This window comes from Pandoraea terrae, assembly GCF_902459695.1.
GTDB classification, from domain to species: Bacteria; Pseudomonadota; Gammaproteobacteria; order Burkholderiales; family Burkholderiaceae; genus Pandoraea; species Pandoraea terrae.
Genome location: NZ_CABPRZ010000040.1, coordinates 1 through 15,016, shown reverse-complemented (window position 1 = coordinate 15,016; position 15,016 = coordinate 1). Strand labels below are relative to the sequence as shown.

The 15,016-nt window shown below is 64.6% G+C and carries 16 protein-coding genes; 9 read left to right on the top strand and 7 right to left on the bottom strand.

Features of this window, described 5'->3' with window-relative positions; translation table 11 throughout:
* Position 1 precedes the first annotated feature (1 nt).
* The 7 genes from PTE30175_RS26760 (at position 2) to PTE30175_RS26730 (ending at position 5,384) form a co-directional block, all read left to right on the top strand.
* Positions 2-484: a hypothetical protein gene (locus PTE30175_RS26760; protein WP_150700108.1), complete on the top strand. Its 483-nt coding sequence runs from the start codon at positions 2-4 to the stop codon at positions 482-484.
* Position 485: 1 nt separating this feature from the next.
* Positions 486-1,508, top strand: coding sequence for a FliM/FliN family flagellar motor switch protein (locus tag PTE30175_RS26755; protein WP_150700107.1), 1,023 nt, complete (start codon positions 486-488; stop codon positions 1,506-1,508).
* 57 nt (positions 1,509-1,565) lie between these two features.
* Entirely contained in the window at positions 1,566-2,219 is a 654-nt protein-coding gene (gene sctR / locus PTE30175_RS26750) for a type III secretion system export apparatus subunit SctR (protein WP_150700106.1), read from the top strand.
* 54 nt (positions 2,220-2,273) lie between these two features.
* Positions 2,274-2,540 (top strand): type III secretion system export apparatus subunit SctS, encoded by a 267-nt coding sequence (gene sctS, locus PTE30175_RS26745; RefSeq protein WP_150700105.1) that lies wholly within the window; start codon positions 2,274-2,276, stop codon positions 2,538-2,540.
* Positions 2,540-3,340, top strand: coding sequence for a type III secretion system export apparatus subunit SctT (gene sctT, locus PTE30175_RS26740; RefSeq protein WP_150700104.1), 801 nt, complete (start codon positions 2,540-2,542; stop codon positions 3,338-3,340). Before sctS ends, sctT begins: the two co-directional genes overlap by 1 nt.
* Positions 3,341-3,355: 15 nt before the next feature.
* Positions 3,356-4,420 (top strand): EscU/YscU/HrcU family type III secretion system export apparatus switch protein, encoded by a 1,065-nt coding sequence (locus PTE30175_RS26735; protein WP_150700103.1) that lies wholly within the window; start codon positions 3,356-3,358, stop codon positions 4,418-4,420.
* A gap of 112 nt (positions 4,421-4,532) precedes the next feature.
* Positions 4,533-5,384: a lytic transglycosylase domain-containing protein gene (locus tag PTE30175_RS26730; RefSeq protein WP_150700102.1), complete on the top strand. Its 852-nt coding sequence runs from the start codon at positions 4,533-4,535 to the stop codon at positions 5,382-5,384.
* Between the two features lie 55 nt (positions 5,385-5,439).
* Here PTE30175_RS26730 and PTE30175_RS26725 read toward each other — a convergent pair whose 3' ends face one another.
* Complete coding sequence (locus PTE30175_RS26725; protein WP_150700101.1) at positions 5,440-6,054, bottom strand: glutathione S-transferase family protein; 615 nt, start codon at positions 6,052-6,054, stop codon at positions 5,440-5,442.
* A gap of 232 nt (positions 6,055-6,286) precedes the next feature.
* Between PTE30175_RS26725 and purB the strand changes: the two genes are divergently transcribed.
* Positions 6,287-7,660 carry an adenylosuccinate lyase gene (gene purB, locus PTE30175_RS26720; RefSeq protein ID WP_150700100.1) on the top strand — a complete coding sequence of 458 codons (1,374 nt, stop codon included), beginning with the start codon at positions 6,287-6,289 and terminating at the stop codon, positions 7,658-7,660.
* A 53-nt stretch (positions 7,661-7,713) separates the two neighbouring features.
* On the top strand, positions 7,714-8,160 hold the full coding sequence (locus tag PTE30175_RS26715) for a c-type cytochrome (RefSeq protein ID WP_150700099.1): 447 nt from the start codon (positions 7,714-7,716) through the stop codon (positions 8,158-8,160).
* Between the two features lie 86 nt (positions 8,161-8,246).
* On the opposite strand, the gene PTE30175_RS26710 is transcribed toward PTE30175_RS26715, so the two are convergent.
* From PTE30175_RS26710 to queA, 6 genes are all read right to left on the bottom strand, one after another.
* Positions 8,247-8,924, bottom strand: coding sequence for a cytochrome b/b6 domain-containing protein (locus tag PTE30175_RS26710; protein WP_150700098.1), 678 nt, complete (start codon positions 8,922-8,924; stop codon positions 8,247-8,249).
* A gap of 1 nt (position 8,925) precedes the next feature.
* Positions 8,926-9,900, bottom strand: coding sequence for a protein translocase subunit SecF (gene secF / locus PTE30175_RS26705; RefSeq protein WP_150700097.1), 975 nt, complete (start codon positions 9,898-9,900; stop codon positions 8,926-8,928).
* A 23-nt stretch (positions 9,901-9,923) separates the two neighbouring features.
* Positions 9,924-11,813: a protein translocase subunit SecD gene (gene secD / locus PTE30175_RS26700; RefSeq protein ID WP_150700096.1), complete on the bottom strand. Its 1,890-nt coding sequence runs from the start codon at positions 11,811-11,813 to the stop codon at positions 9,924-9,926.
* A gap of 94 nt (positions 11,814-11,907) precedes the next feature.
* Complete coding sequence (yajC, locus tag PTE30175_RS26695; RefSeq protein WP_150700095.1) at positions 11,908-12,243, bottom strand: preprotein translocase subunit YajC; 336 nt, start codon at positions 12,241-12,243, stop codon at positions 11,908-11,910.
* A 274-nt stretch (positions 12,244-12,517) separates the two neighbouring features.
* On the bottom strand, positions 12,518-13,648 hold the full coding sequence (gene tgt / locus PTE30175_RS26690) for a tRNA guanosine(34) transglycosylase Tgt (RefSeq protein ID WP_150700094.1): 1,131 nt from the start codon (positions 13,646-13,648) through the stop codon (positions 12,518-12,520).
* 114 nt (positions 13,649-13,762) lie between these two features.
* Positions 13,763-14,830, bottom strand: a complete 1,068-nt coding sequence (gene queA / locus PTE30175_RS26685; protein WP_150700093.1) for a tRNA preQ1(34) S-adenosylmethionine ribosyltransferase-isomerase QueA — start codon at positions 14,828-14,830, stop codon at positions 13,763-13,765.
* Positions 14,831-15,016 lie beyond the last annotated feature (186 nt).

The following is a 15,016-nucleotide window of genomic DNA, read 5'->3' as shown; positions in this document are numbered from 1 at the left end:
GATGCGAATAACGAACAAAAGCGGGCGATACCGTCCGATGGGGCCGGGCGCCAATGCCGCGCATGGCTCCGGAACGGAAGGCAATCACGCGGACGGGGGATTCGGCCGCGTGTGGCGGCGCACGCCGTCGCGCGTGGCGAGCGCCTCTGACGCCTTGCGCTGGGTGCGGCATTGGCACGGGATGCGTGCCGGCGCCTTGGCGCGCGATGACGTCCTGCAGGTTCGCGTGCACGGCGGCGTCCTGAACGGCCTCACGATCGAAGCGCGGGCCGGCGGCGGCGGCGTTGCATTGCAGCTCGACACGCCCTCCGTGCGCATGCGTGTCAGGCTTCGCACGCATGCGGCAGCCATGGCTGCGTCGCTGGCACGACAACTGGGATGTCCGGTTTCGATTGCCGTGCCCGCTGAACACGTAGGGACAGGAACCGATGGAATGCATCGCGTGACCTGTCCGTCAGGACCGCACTGGCATCGGGACACGTGATATGCAGACACCACGGCACACGATCGGCGACACAATCGCGCAGAGCGGTGATGATGAAACCGCATGGCTCGCCGACGCCGGCGAGACGCCTTGTGCGGTGCATCCGCTCGTCTGGCTAGTGGCTGACCGGCTCGGGTTGGGCTGCACGGTTGCCGGCGGCGACGCCGAGCTCCGTGCCGGCTATGGCCGAGGCGGCGGCGAAGGCGTTCGGATCGATGCCCGCTGGCGAGATGCGCCGGCAGCCTTCTGGTGCGATGCCGCGGCCTGGACCGAATGGATTTCGCCGGTGCTGCCGGTCACCGATGCCGCCTCGGTGCCCGAGGCGTTGCGATCAACGCTGGCGGCGTGGACCCTGGCTGCGCCGGCGTCGCTCTGCGACGGCACGTGCCTGCCGCACTGGCCGCAGGGTGTTCACTTCGACGCAGCCGACATGCCCGTCGAAACGCGCATAACGTTCACGTTGACGTGGCAAGGACGCCGGTTGACCTTGCATTTTCTTGAGGCTGACGCCAGCGGACTGCGCGAATGCATCGACAGCATGACGCCGGCGAGTGGCGCTTCGTTCGTGCCGCGACTGACCTGCGCACTGGCCGCCGGCTGGAGCTGGCTGACGCCCGGGCAGTGCGACGCTGTCAGCATCGGCCAAGGCGTGTTGCTTGATGAGGCGGCCGATATCGCGGGCGGCCAATGTTGGTGTGTGTACGGACGCCGGGCAGCGCTTATCCAGATGCAAGACGTTCCGGGCGGCATCTCGACCGATGTCCTGGCGGTCGCCGATGCCGGCAGCTCGCCGCATGGCGGGACGGCGGTGCGGATCGTCGCGACGCTCGCGCACGTGCGTATGGCGCTGCCCGATGTTGCGGCCTGGACGCCAGGCATGCCGTTGGAAATACCGGCGGTGCCCGCACAACTCGTGACGTTGTGGCGCGACGGCGCACCGTGGGCCATTGGCAGGCTCGCCGCGTTCGACGACCGGCTCGCCGTGCGCGTCGAAAATTTCGTGCGATCTGAGGTCTTGGCCTGATGGGCAGCCGCCGCGCGCATTCCTACAATCGGGGCCGCGTTGCCTTGTGGAGTCCTTATGCCGTCCCTGCTCGATCAGCCGATGCAGTTGATCGTCGTCCTGTTTCTGCTGTCGATCCTGCCCTTGCTGATCGTGCTGGGCACCGCATTCCTGAAGCTCGCGGTGGTGTTCGCGCTGTTGCGCAACGCGCTCGGCACGCAGCAGATCCCGCCGAACATCGCGATCTACGGACTGGCGCTGGTGCTGACGATGTTCATCATGGCACCGCTGGGCTTCGAGATTCAGGACAATCTTGAAAAGCGGCCCATCAACATGAGTGCGCCCACGTTCGTGGCAGACGTCGATAAGGGCGTGCTTTCGCCGTATCGCGTGTTCCTTCAACGTCACACGGGCGACAGTCATCGGCGCTTCTTCGCCGAAATCGGACAACGCACCTGGCCGGCGCGTTACCACGATCGCATGCCGCCGGATTCATTGCTGGTCCTGATGCCGGCATTTGCCGTGAGCCAGCTTGCCGAAGCCTTCAAGATCGGCTTGCTGCTGTACCTGCCGTTCGTCGTGATCGATCTCGTGATCTCGAACATCCTGCTTGCGATGGGCATGATGATGGTTTCGCCCATGACCATCGCCTTGCCGTTCAAGCTGCTGCTTTTTGTGCTGATGAACGGCTGGGAAGTGCTCCTGCGTCAACTGGTCCTGTCGTATGCGTGACGTCGGACCGGATCCCGGCGGTGCCGCATGTGGCTGGCCGCGTTGGAGATTTTCATGAGCGAAGCGATTGTCGTCCGGCTGATGGCCGAAATGCTGTGGCTCACGCTGCTGCTGTCGTTGCCGACGGTGGTGGTGGCTGCCGCGGTCGGCGTCGTGGTGTCGCTGGTGCAGGCGCTCACGCAGGTACAGGACCAGACCGTGCAGTTCCTGATCAAGCTCATCGCGGTGTCGGTCACGCTCGTGGCGACGTACGGCTGGATGGGCCACGTCCTCATGAACTACGCGGGGCAGACCTTCGAGCAGATCGGCAGGATGCGGTGATGCCGGCCGCGACGTCGCTTGCCGGCCTGCTTGCGCCGGAATGGCTGCCAACGCTGGCTGTCGCGATGGTGCGCCCGATGGGGCTGGCGTTGCTGCTGCCGCTGTTGTCCCAGGGCATGCTCGGTGCGGCGCTGCTGCGCAACGCCATGTTGCTTGCCTTGGCGATGCCGGTGTTGCCGGTCGTGCACGAGGCGCTGGTCCCCATGTCGTTGACGACCAGCGCCTGGATCGCGCTCGCCCTTCGCGAACTGACGATCGGGCTGCTGCTCGGCTTCGTGTCCGCCATCCCGTTCTGGGCCGTCGACATGATCGGGTTTCTCGTCGATACCATGCGGGGCGCATCGATGGCGAGCGTGCTCAACCCGTTGCTCGGGGCCCAGTCCTCCGTGTTCGGCATAGCGTTCACCCAGATGCTGTGCGTGCTCTTTTTCGTCACGGGCGCGGCGCACGCGGTGTTCGACGCGTTCTACCAATCGTACCGATGGTGGCCGGTGGGGGCCGGGCCAGGCTGGGCGTCCACGGCGTTGCCGATGATTTTCGGACTCTGGCAGCTCATGCAGGAGCTGTGTGTGAGCTTTGCGTTGCCCGCCGTGGTCGTGATGGTGCTTGTCGATATCGCACTGGGATTCGTCAACCGCTCCGCGCAGCAGCTCAATGTGTTCTTTCTGGCCATGCCGATCAAGAGCGGCATGGTGTTGCTGATGTTCATGGTCAGCGTACCGTTCGCATTGCCATTGTTCGTCGGCTACTTCACGCGGATGCCCGAGTGGAGTGGGTACTTTGCATCGATGTTTCAGTGAGCGGCGCGCGCCACGATGAGCGAAAAGAACCAGAAACCGACACCGAAGAAGATCGACGACGCGCGCAAGAAAGGGCAAGTTGCGAAGAGCGCCGACCTGACGGTTTTCGTTCAGCTCGGCGTATTGCTCGCATACTTCTGGCTGGAAGGGCCGGCCATGTTCGACGCCTTTCGCGACCTTGTCGCGCTCACGCTCGCGGTGATCGGGGCGCCGGTCGACGAAGCATTTCGCAGGTTGGGTGTGGCGGCGCTGCTTGTCATGGCGCGCTTCAGTCTTGGCGTGGCGGCGCTGCTGGTGTTCGTGACCTGGATGGCGATGATCATGCAGTTCGGCGTGCTGGTCGCGCCCGACGCGGTCGCGCCGAAGTTCGAGCGCATCGACCCGGTCGCCAAGGCCAAGCAGTTGTTCTCGATGCAATCGCTGTTCGAGTTCGGCAAGTCATTGACCAAAGTGACCGTCCTTTCACTGATTTTCTTCTATCTCGTTCGACAATACGGGCCAACGCTCGGGGCCTTGCCGCAATGCGGGCCGGCCTGTGGCTTCGGGGTTGCCGTGCAGATGCTGTTCTGGCTTTGGGCGGTGCTGGTGCTGGCGTATGTCGTGTTCGGCGCGGCCGATTTTGCGTTCCAGAAGTTCAATCACGAAAAGCAGTTGCGGATGTCGCTCGACGAAATCAAGCGCGAATACCGCGAGATCGAGGGCAATCCGGAGATGAAGCACAGGCGCCGCGAGCAGCATCGCGAAGACGTCGAAAGCGGCAGTCTTGCGGGCAATGTCAACAAGTCGACGGTGGTCGTGCGCAATCCGACGCGTCTGGCAATTTGTTTGCGCTTCGTGCCGGACGAGACCCCCGTGCCCGTTGTCGTCGAAAAAGGGCGTCACGCCCGCGCTCGCGCGATCGTGGCGCTCGCCGAGCGCGCGGGCATACCCGTCTTGGAGCACGTGCCGGTCGCGCGGCGGCTGATGGCTGACGTCGAGATCGGCGCACCGATTCCGCATGACTTGTTTGAACCTGTGGCCGCGGTGCTGCGGCTTGCCCTGAATTTGCCCTATGTCCCGGAAGATGCCCCTGAAAGCTGATCGATATACCGCCGTTTCGCCGCCGGCGTTTGTGCCGCGCGCCCGGTGGCGCGGCTGGCTCCGCTGTTGTTGTCGCCACGGGATGCGTCGCCGGGGCATGGTTGCTGGCGCGATGCTTTTCTGGCTTTGCGCGGCAGCCGCCGAAAGCCCCCGACTGCCGGCGCACCCGCGCCTGACGGTCGGCGGGCCGTCATCGTGGCCGCCATTGCTGCAGGTGCCGCCTGTCACCGGGGCAGCCGCGGTTTCGCCGGACGTGCCGGACGCAACGGGCACGACGCACGCGGCGCACCGGCGCGCTGCGCTCGCCGAACCGTTGCCGTACGATCCGGTCGTGCAGGCCGTGGCCGCCGACCTGGCGCTGGATGCTGCATTGCTGCACGCGGTGATTCGCACGGAATCCGGCCATAATCCCAAGGCCGTCTCCCGGCGCGGCGCCATCGGGTTGATGCAGGTGATGCCGCAGACCGGTGCGCGCTTCGGCCATCGACGGCTGGCCGACCCCAAGGTCAATGTGCTCGCGGGTGCAACTTACCTGCGCTGGCTGCTGGAGAAATTCGACGACGACCTCGAGCTTGCCCTGGCGGCATACAACGCTGGCGAAGGCGCCGTGCTGCGTCATGGAAGGCGCATGCCGCCGTACCAGGAGACACGTGAGTACGTACGCAAGGTGATGTCCGGCTATCGGGAACTCGCGGGCGAAGCGGCGGCGCAGGCGCTTGCCGGCCCGAACGGCGGGGCAGGGCAACCGGGCGGCGCGGCGCAAATGATGGGTTCGGCCGTCACCGGGCCGGTTCGGGCGCAAAGCGCCGATGCCGGGCGCGAGGTGGCGCCGGACGCTTGGCAGTGGCTGCAGCGGCTGGGCGGCCTTTGGCTGCGCGGCGAGGCGGTTGGAGAGGGCCGCCAAGGCAAGCCCGGCGGCAGCGGCGATCCGGTATCGCCGCAGGCGTTGCCGGGAACGGTGTGACGGCCGCCGCTTTCCCCAGGCCCCCCGGCCCCCTCGGCCCCCCGCGCCCCGGCGCTCAGGCCGTGGGCGGCGCGGTGTCCGTGACCGAGGCGCGCGCCGACAGGCGCTCGACGTGCTTCGACAGATTGGGGTACAGCTCGCGCCAGGCGATGTCCGGGAAACGGAAATCGAGGTAGCCGAGGGCACAAACCAACGCGACATCGGCCAACGTCAGATGGTTGGCTGCACACCAGGCGCGCTCGCCGAGGCCTTGCGACATGGCCTGCAACGAAGCGTCGATCTTGCCGCGCTGGCGCTCGATCCACACCGGCGAACGCGCGGTTTCGTCGTGGTATTGGTTTTCGAGGCGGATCAGCACGGCTGCGTCGGCGAGACCGTCCGCCAGCGCTTCCCAACTGCGCACTTCGGCCCGTTCGCGGCCCGACGGCGGGATCAGCCGGCCGACCGGCGACAGGGTGTCGAGATACTCGCAAATGACGCGAGAATCGAACACGGCCTCGCCGTCTTCCATGACGAGGCACGGCACCTTGCCCAGCGGGTTGGCTTCCTGGATGCGCGTGCTCGCAGACCAGACGTCCTCGAGCTCCAGTTTGTAATCGAGTTTCTTTTCCGCCAGGACGATGCGAACCTTGCGCACGTAGGGGCTGGTGAGAGAGCCGATCAACTTCATGGGAATCCTTGGGGAAAATTCTTGAGTGGAGCGGCACAGAGTATAACGTGCCGCGCAACAGCCGGGCGATGCGAGCCACTACCAACAGGGTTAGTCCCCGGGGACTCTGGCGAGGCGGTTGGCGGTCGCTGCGGTCGTCTTGCGCGGACGTGCACGGGCCCGGAATGGTAAAATGGCGGACTTCGCGGGTGTTTTACCTGCCTTTCGCCTTATTTTTTCGGTGTTTTCCGCCATGTCCGACGATTTCTCCCCCCTGACCGCGCTTTCCCCGCTCGACGGCCGCTATGCCGCCAAGACCGACGCCCTGCGTCCCTGGCTTTCCGAGGCGGCATTCATGCGCCAACGCGTGACAGTCGAGATTCACTGGCTGATCGCGCTGTCGAAGGCGGGTTTCGCCGAAATCGCGCCGTTCTCGAGCGAGGCCGAAGCGTTCCTGCTGGGATTGGCCGAGCGCTTCACGAGCGCCGACGCCCAGCGCATCAAGGATATCGAACGCGTCACGAACCATGACGTGAAGGCGGTCGAATACTGGCTCAAGGAGCGGGTATTGGGCCAGCCGGAACTGGAGCAGGCGAGCGAGTTCATCCACTTCGCCTGTACCTCGGAAGACATCAACAATACGTCGCACGGCATGATGATCAAGGGCGCGCGCGATGCCGTGCTGGTGCCGTCGCTGCAATCGGTGGCCGCCAAGCTCACCGAGCTCGCGCGTGGCCTGGCCGCGCAACCGATGCTCTCGCGCACCCATGGCCAGCCGGCGTCGCCGACCACGCTCGGCAAGGAGATGGCCAACGTGGCCGTGCGCCTGAACCGTGCGATCGACCGTATCGCGCGTGTCGAGCTGCTGGCCAAGATGAACGGCGCCGTCGGCAACTACAACGCCCACCTGTCGGCCTATCCCGACGTGGATTGGGAAGCGTTTTCGCGCGACGTGATCGAAAACCGTCTGGGCCTGACGTTCAATCCGTACACGATCCAGATCGAGCCGCACGACTACATGGCGGAGCTGTTCGACGCCGTGGCGCGCGCCAACACGATCCTGCTGGACTTGAACCGGGACATCTGGGGATACATTTCGGTCGGTTACTTCAAGCAGAAGACGAAGGCCGGCGAAATCGGTTCGTCGACAATGCCGCACAAGGTCAACCCGATCGATTTCGAGAACTCGGAAGGCAATCTGGGCCTGGCCAACGCGCTGTTGCGCCACCTCGCCGACAAGCTGCCGGTGTCCCGCTGGCAGCGTGACCTGACCGACTCGACGGTGCTGCGCAATATCGGCGTCGCGCTCGGCTACAGCCTGCTGGCTTACGATTCGTGCCTGCGCGGTTTGGGCAAGCTCGAGGTGAACCCGGCGCGCCTGGACGAAGACCTCGACAATACGTGGGAAGTGCTGGCTGAGCCGGTGCAGACCGTGATGCGTCGTTTCGGTGTGCCGAATCCGTATGAGCAACTGAAGGAACTCACGCGCGGCAAGGGCATTACCCGCGAAGCGCTGCAAGCGTTCATCCAGCAACTCGCGATCCCGGAAGATGCCAAGGCGCGTCTGCTGGAAATGACCCCGGCATCGTACACGGGTCTTGCCGAGGCGCTCGCCAAACGCGTGTAACGGCTGGGGCGTGTGGTGTGTATCATACGCACACCACAACAAGGAGTATCCCCATGAAGTTAAAAGCCGCTCTTGCGCTTCTTGCCGTCGTCTCGCCGTTGATCGCCCACGCCCAGTTCGCCAAGCCGGAGGACGCTGTGGAGTACCGCCAGTCGTCGCTGTTCCTGCTCGGTAACCACTTCAGCCGCCTCGGCGCGGTGGTGAAGGGCGAACAGCCGTTCAACAAGGACGAAGTGGCGAAGAATGCCGAGCTCGTGGCCACGCTGTCGAAGCTGCCGTGGCCGGCGTTCGAGAATGGCGTGACGACGCCCAAGAGCAAGGCCAAGCCAGACGCCTTCAGCAATCACGCCAAATTCAAGGAAGCGTCCGACAAGATGGAATTGGCCGTGGCGCAACTGAATACGGCCGCCAAGGGCGGCGACCTCGCGTCGATCAAGAAGGCGTTCGGCGAAGCTGCACAAACGTGCAAGAGCTGCCACGACAGCTTCCGCGCGAAGTAAGGGATTCGACGGCGGGCTACGTCCGCATCATGAAAAAACGGTGTGCCGGGCAATCGGCACACCGTTTTTGTTTGGGCCATCCTGAGTCAGAAACTCGCGGTGGGCACCAGATGCACAATCTCATACACGGCGGCGGCACTGATCGCCAGCAGGACGAACGCCGAGAGACGCACGCGCCAGTCGTCGCGCGCCGGCGCCGCATGCGGATGCGCCGCGTGCTTGTCGCCCACGATCATCGGCCGGATCAGATCCTTCTTCTTGCTGAAGCGGTAGTACAGGATCGCCAGCACATGCAGCGAGACGAGTCCGATCAGTACCCATTGATTCAGCAGGTGCCAACCGGTCAGCGCGTCGCTCGTGTCTTTGCTGATGAACTTGACCAGCGGCCCGTCGTTGAAGATATCGTCATTCGAAAACAGCCCGAGCATCGCCTGCGCCGCGAACAACACCAGCATGGCGATGACCGACAGACCACCCAGCGGCGTGTGTCCGGCGAAGCGCCGCGCTTCGGCGTCAGGATTGCGCATCCAGGCGATGAAGGTCCGCGGCCCGGCGATGAAGGCGGAGAATCGGGCATAACGGGGGCCGAAGAGGCCCCAGACAAACCGGAATATCAGCAACGCCAGAATCGCATAGCCACACCAGAAGTGATAGACCATGGCGTTACCGCCGATCTTGGCCGTGACGAAGGCCAGGATCGCGAGGGTGACGAATCCCCAGTGAAAGAGGCGGGTGGGGAGATCCCAGATGCGGATCTTCTTCACGTTAAACGCGGGCTCCGTAGTTCGGATCGTTGCGATCGAACTCTTCGTCATCCTTGTTGCTGTGCCGGATCAGATCCTCGCGTTTGACGCCGAGCCACATGGCCAACGCAGCGGCGACGAACACCGAGGAGTAAATGCCGAACAGGATACCGACGGTCAGGGCCAGCGCGAAGAAGTGCAGGGTCTGGCCGCCGAAGAAGAACATCGACAGGACCATCATTTCCGTACTGGCGTGAGTGATGATCGTGCGCGACATCGTCGTCGTGATGGCGTGGTCGATGACCTGCTGGACCGTGGCCTTGCGCATCTTGCGGAAGGTTTCGCGGATCCGGTCGAAAATCACCACCGATTCGTTGACCGAGTAACCCAGCACCGCCAGCACGCCGGCGAGCACGGGCAACGAGAACTCCCACTGGAAGAACGCGAAGAAGCCGAGGATGATCACCACGTCGTGCAGGTTGGCAATCACGCCGGCCACTGCGAATTTCCATTCGAAGCGGAACGACAGGTAGATGATGATGCCGACGACCACGAACAACAGCGCCAGCAGACCGCCCGTGAACAGTTCTTTGCCGATCTGCGGGCCGACGAACTCGACACGCTGCAATACGGCTTCGGGCGTGGCGGCCTTGAGCGCGCCGAACACGGCCTCGCTCTGCTGCGCGCTCGACACGATCTTGCCCGTCGTGTCCTTCTGGATCGGCAGGCGGATCATCACGTCGCGCGAGGTGCCGAAGTTCTGCACTTGCACGTCGCGATAACCGAGGCGGGTGACGGTGCCGCGGATCTTCTCCAGATCGGCCGCCTGCGTGTAGGCGACTTCCATCACCGTACCGCCGGTGAATTCGATCGACAGGTGCAGGCCGCGGGTGACCAGGAAGAACACTGCCGCGAGGAACGTCACAAACGAGATGACGTTGAAAATCAGGGCATGCCGCATGAACGGCACGTCTTTCTTGATTCGGAAAAATTCCATCTTGGTTTCCTCTCGCGGTGCGTTTATTGCTCGCCCGCGTCAGGCGTGTCAGCGCCTTGCGGTTTCCACACCTGGCCGATCGCCAGCGACTTCAGCTTGCGGCGGCTGCCATACCACAGGTTCACGAGGCCCCGCGAGAAGAACACCGCCGAGAACATCGACGTCAGGATCCCCAGGCAGTGCACCACGGCGAACGCGCGCACCGGCCCCGAACCGAAGGCCAACAGCGCCAGGCCCGCGATCAGCGTGGTCACGTTCGAGTCGAGAATCGTCGCCCAGGCATGCTGGAAGCCGAGCGAGATCGCCTTCTGCGCCGATGCGCCGGCCCGCAGTTCCTCGCGGATCCGCTCGTTGATCAGCACGTTCGCGTCGATGGCCATGCCGAGCGTCAGCGCGATTGCGGCGATCCCCGGCAGGGTCAGCGTTGCCTGCAGCATCGACAGCACCGCGACCAGCAGCAACAGATTGAACAACAGTGCGATCACCGAGAACACGCCGAACAGCATGTAGTAGGCCATCATGAACACGGCGATCGCCATCAGGCCGTACATCACCGAATCGAAGCCCTTCTTGATGTTGTCCGCGCCAAGGCTCGGGCCGATCGTGCGTTCTTCGATGATGTCCATCGGGGCGGCCAGCGAGCCGGCGCGCAACAGCAGCGCGAGGTCGTTGGCGGCTTGTGCCGAGCCCATGCCCGTGATCTGGAAGCTTTCGCCCAGTTCGCTGCGGATGTTCGCAACCGTCAGTACTTCGCCCTTGCCTTTTTCGAACAGCACGATCGCCATCGGCTTGCCGATGTTGTCGCGCGAGACGTCGCGCAGGACGCGGCCGCCGGCGGCATCGAGCTTGATATTGACGGACGGCTGCTGGGTGCTGTCAAAGCCGGCCGAGGCGCTCGTGATGCGGTCGCCGCTGAAGATCACCTGGCGCTTGAGCAGGACCGGCGCACCGTTGCCGTGCACGAAAAGTTCGTCTTGCGGCGGCACCGGGGTCGTGGCGGTCGGGAAGCGCGGGGCCTCCGGGTCGGCCAGGCGCGCCTCGAGCGTGGCCGTGCGGCCGATGATGTCCTTGGCCTTGGCCGTGTCCTGCACGCCGGGCAACTGGACGACGATGCGGTCCGGGCCTTCCTGCTGGATCACCGGCTCGGCCACGCCGAGCTCGTTCACACGATTGTGCAGCGTGACGATGTTCTGCTTGACGGCGTTGTCCTGCACCGACTTGCGTGCCGCCGGCGTGAACGTGCCCACGACCTTGACCTGGCCGTTGTCGGCCGCTTCGGCCGTGTACTGCAGGTCCGGCAGGCCGTCGGACAGCACGCTGCGGGCGCGGTCGGCGTCGGCTTGCGAGGCGAGCAGCACTTCAATGCCGGTGTTGGTGCGCGTCACGCCATTGTGGCGGACACCCTTGTCGCGCAGCAGCGCGCGCGAGTCGCTGGCGGCGGCGTCAAGACGCTTCGTGATCGCGCCGGCCATGTCGACCTGCAACAGGAAGTGAACACCGCCGCGCAGGTCGAGGCCGAGGTACATCGGCAGCGCGTGTATCCGCGTCATCCACGAGGGCGATGCGGACAACAGGTTCAGCGCGACGATATAGGTCGGATCGGTCGGGTCGGTGGTGAGCGTGCTTTGCAGCAGATCCTTGGCGCGCAGTTGCGTGTCGGTATCTGCGAAGCGCACCCGCACGCTGGCATTATTGCCGGACGTGTCGAAAATGGCGCCTTGATAGGCAATGTTCTGGGCTTTGAGCGTGTCCTCGACACGTGCCAGCAGGGCCGGATCGACCTTCACGGTCGCCTTGACGCTGGAAATCTGAACTGCCGGCGTTTCCCCGAACAGGTTCGGCAGCGTATAGAACAGCCCGATGGCGAGCGCCACCAGGATGATGATGTACTTCCAGAGAGGGTAGCGATTCATAGCGGCGGGCAAAGAGGGAATGCCACGGCGTGGCCGCGTGCGGCGCGGGCTCCATGATGAGCCGCGCGCCGGCGCCGGCGGCCGCGCGACGGGGTCAGAGCGCCTTCAGGGTGCCCTTCGGCAGCAGGGTCGTGATGGCGCCCTTTTGCACGTTGATCTCGACGTTTTCCGCGATTTCGACCGTGATGAAGGTCTCGCCGACCTTCGTCACACGGCCGGCCATGCCGCCCGAGGTGACGATTTCGTCGCCCTTCGCGATGGCGGCCAGCATGTTGCGGTGTTCCTTCTGACGCTTCATCTGCGGACGGATCATGATGAAGTACAGCACCACGAACATCAGCACGAGCGGCAGGAAGCTCGTCAGGTTGCCCAAGGGGCCGGCAGACGATGCGCCCGCAGTCTGGGCAAAGGCGTTGGAAATGAACGACACGGTCGGTTCTCCTTATCTAAGACGCGTAAAAGCCGCGTGTTGCCGATCAGAACGGCAACGCGCGGCAAGTGTTTCGTTGCCGTGACAGGGCCAGCGGCGTGACGAAAAGGACGATGCCGGTGGTGGCGCACCGCCGGGCCCGGGGGCCGTGCGAAGCATCGTGCCGGCAAGGCACTTCAAACAGCCGGTGATTTTACCACTGCCCGACCCCATTACCCCGCTTTCTCCCGCTTTCTCCCGTTCTCCTGCCCGAGCGAACCGCGCGCGGCGGCGATTACTGTACGCCGCGGGCGCGGTCGGCCCGGAAACGGGCCACGAACGCCTCGAAGCCATGGGCCTCGATGGCCGTCCGGATCTCGTGCATGAGCGTGAGATAGTAGTGCAGGTTATGGATGGTATTGAGGCGCGCGCCCAGAATTTCCCCGGCGCGCTGCAAATGATGCAGATAGGCGCGCGAGAAGTTACGACACGTATAGCAGCCGCAAGTTTCGTCGAGCGGGCGGGTATCGGTCTTGTGCGATGCGTTGCGGATCTTCACGTCGCCGAAGCGCGTGAACAGCCAGCCGTTGCGGGCATTGCGCGTCGGCATCACGCAGTCGAACATGTCGACCCCGGCCGCGACGCCTGCCACCAGGTCTTCCGGGGTGCCGACGCCCATCAGGTAGTGCGGCTTGTTGGCCGGCAGACGCGGCGCCACGTGCTGCAGCACCCGCATCATGTCTTCCTTCGGCTCACCGACCGACAGGCCGCCGATCGCGTAACCGTGGAAGTCGAGTTCGGACAGGCCGGCGAGCGATTCGTCGCGCAAATGCTCATACATCCCGCCCTGCACGATGCCGAACAGCGCGTTGGGGTTCTGCAGGCGATTGAATTCGTCAATGGAACGCTGGGCCCACCGCATCGACATGCGCATCGACTTGCCGGCTTCGTCTTCCGTCGCGGGACGGCCGTCGATTTCGTAGGGCGTGCATTCGTCGAACTGCATGACGATGTCGGAATTCAGCACGTGCTGAATTTGCATCGAGATTTCGGGGGAGAGGAAAAGGCGGTCGCCATTGACCGGCGAGGCGAATTTCACGCCTTCTTCGCTGATTTTGCGCAAATCCCCGAGGCTGAACACCTGAAATCCGCCCGAATCCGTGAGGATGGGGCGGTCCCAGCCCATGAAACGGTGCAGGCCGCCGTGGGCCGCAATCGTTTCCAGGCCTGGACGCAGCCACAGGTGGAAGGTGTTGCCGAGAATGATCTGGGCATTGTTTTCGACCAGCTCGGCGGGCGACATGGCCTTGACCGAGCCGTAAGTGCCGACGGGCATGAAGATCGGTGTTTCGACGACGCCGTGATTCAGCGTCACGCGGCCCCGTCGGGCCTGGCCGTCGGTGGTGATAAGTTCGAACTTGAGCATAGCGGGAGAGCGCCGCGAGGGCGCGCCGGCCGGCGTTGGCGGCGCGCGGTGCGGAATGCGCGGGCAGCGCCCCATGCGCCGCCGAAGCCGGTATTGTACCGTGCCTACCGTGCGTCAGGCCGCCGCAGGCTCGACGCGCGAGAGCAGCATCGCGTCGCCATAGCTGAAGAAGCGGTACTGCGCGTCGATGGCGTGCCGGTAGGCGGCGCGGATGGTGTCGACGCCGGAGAAGGCGGACACGAGCATCAGCAGCGTCGACTTCGGCAAATGGAAGTTCGTTACGAGCCGGTCGACGATCTGGAAGCGATAGCCGGGGGTAATGAAGATGTCGGTCTCGCGGCTGCCAGCGTGCAGCGTGCCGGGCGTGGCGCCGGCTGCCAGCGCAGCTTGCGCGGCCGACTCGAGCGCGCGCATGGAGGTTGTGCCCACGGCGATCACGCGCCCGCCCGCCGCTCGCGCGGCGGCGACGGCGTCGATGAGCGCCGGCGTGATTTCATACCATTCCGAGTGCATCTTGTGCTCGGCGATATTGTCGACGCGTACCGGCTGGAATGTGCCTGCGCCGACGTGCAGCGTCAGCGTGGCGCGCCCCACGCCCATCGCATCGAGGCGCGCGAAGAGCGCATCGTCGAAATGCAGGCCGGCGGTGGGCGCGGCGACGGCGCCCGGGTTGCGCGCATAAACGGTCTGGTAACGGCGCTCGTCGCCGGCGTCCGCATCGTGTGTGATGTAGGGCGGCAGCGGCAAGCGGCCGTAGGTCTCGAACAGGTCGTAGCAGTCCGACGGGAAGTGCAGCGTGTAAAACGGTTCGACGCGCTCGCCGACGGTGACGTCGAATGCGTCCGCGAGCCGCAGTGTGGTGCCGCTCGGCGGGCTCTTGCTGGCACGGATCTGCGCCAGCGCGGTGCGATTGTCGAGCACGCGCTCGATCAGGACCTCGATTTTGCCGCCGCTGGCCTTGACGCCGAACAGGCGGGCCTTGATGACCTTGGTATCGTTGAAGACGAGCAAATCGCCCGGCGCCAGGCAAGCGGGCAGATCGGCGAACTGCCGGTCGGTCAGGCACGGCGGGGCGGTGCTGCCATCGACTTCGAGCAGGCGGCTGGCGGTACGATCGGCCAGCGCGGTTTGCGCGATGAGTTCGGGGGGCAGTTCGAAATCGAAATCGGAAAGGGTATACATCAGCGTTTACAATGCGTAGCAACCGCCATTTTACTGTGTTCATCGCACATACGCCGCTGCATGACCGATCGCCGCTCTCCCGCGTCCTCCGCGCCTGCCGCTCCCGGCGATTCTGCCGATCTTCTCGATCTGGCAGATCAGGCCGCCCGTGCGGGCGGCGAGCCGCCCGCCGCGCCGCCCGCCGCG

Coding starts and splice junctions, on each gene's coding strand:
- PTE30175_RS26760 (WP_150700108.1), top strand. CDS start 2: ATGCGAATAACGAACAAAAGCGGGCGATACCGTCCGATGGGGCCGGGC.
- PTE30175_RS26755 (WP_150700107.1), top strand. CDS start 486: ATGCAGACACCACGGCACACGATCGGCGACACAATCGCGCAGAGCGGT.
- sctR (WP_150700106.1), top strand. CDS start 1,566: ATGCCGTCCCTGCTCGATCAGCCGATGCAGTTGATCGTCGTCCTGTTT.
- sctS (WP_150700105.1), top strand. CDS start 2,274: ATGAGCGAAGCGATTGTCGTCCGGCTGATGGCCGAAATGCTGTGGCTC.
- sctT (WP_150700104.1), top strand. CDS start 2,540: ATGCCGGCCGCGACGTCGCTTGCCGGCCTGCTTGCGCCGGAATGGCTG.
- PTE30175_RS26735 (WP_150700103.1), top strand. CDS start 3,356: ATGAGCGAAAAGAACCAGAAACCGACACCGAAGAAGATCGACGACGCG.
- PTE30175_RS26730 (WP_150700102.1), top strand. CDS start 4,533: ATGCTTTTCTGGCTTTGCGCGGCAGCCGCCGAAAGCCCCCGACTGCCG.
- PTE30175_RS26725 (WP_150700101.1), bottom strand. CDS start 6,054: ATGAAGTTGATCGGCTCTCTCACCAGCCCCTACGTGCGCAAGGTTCGC.
- purB (WP_150700100.1), top strand. CDS start 6,287: ATGTCCGACGATTTCTCCCCCCTGACCGCGCTTTCCCCGCTCGACGGC.
- PTE30175_RS26715 (WP_150700099.1), top strand. CDS start 7,714: ATGAAGTTAAAAGCCGCTCTTGCGCTTCTTGCCGTCGTCTCGCCGTTG.
- secF (WP_150700097.1), bottom strand. CDS start 9,900: ATGGAATTTTTCCGAATCAAGAAAGACGTGCCGTTCATGCGGCATGCC.
- secD (WP_150700096.1), bottom strand. CDS start 11,813: ATGAATCGCTACCCTCTCTGGAAGTACATCATCATCCTGGTGGCGCTC.
- tgt (WP_150700094.1), bottom strand. CDS start 13,648: ATGCTCAAGTTCGAACTTATCACCACCGACGGCCAGGCCCGACGGGGC.
- queA (WP_150700093.1), bottom strand. CDS start 14,830: ATGTATACCCTTTCCGATTTCGATTTCGAACTGCCCCCCGAACTCATC.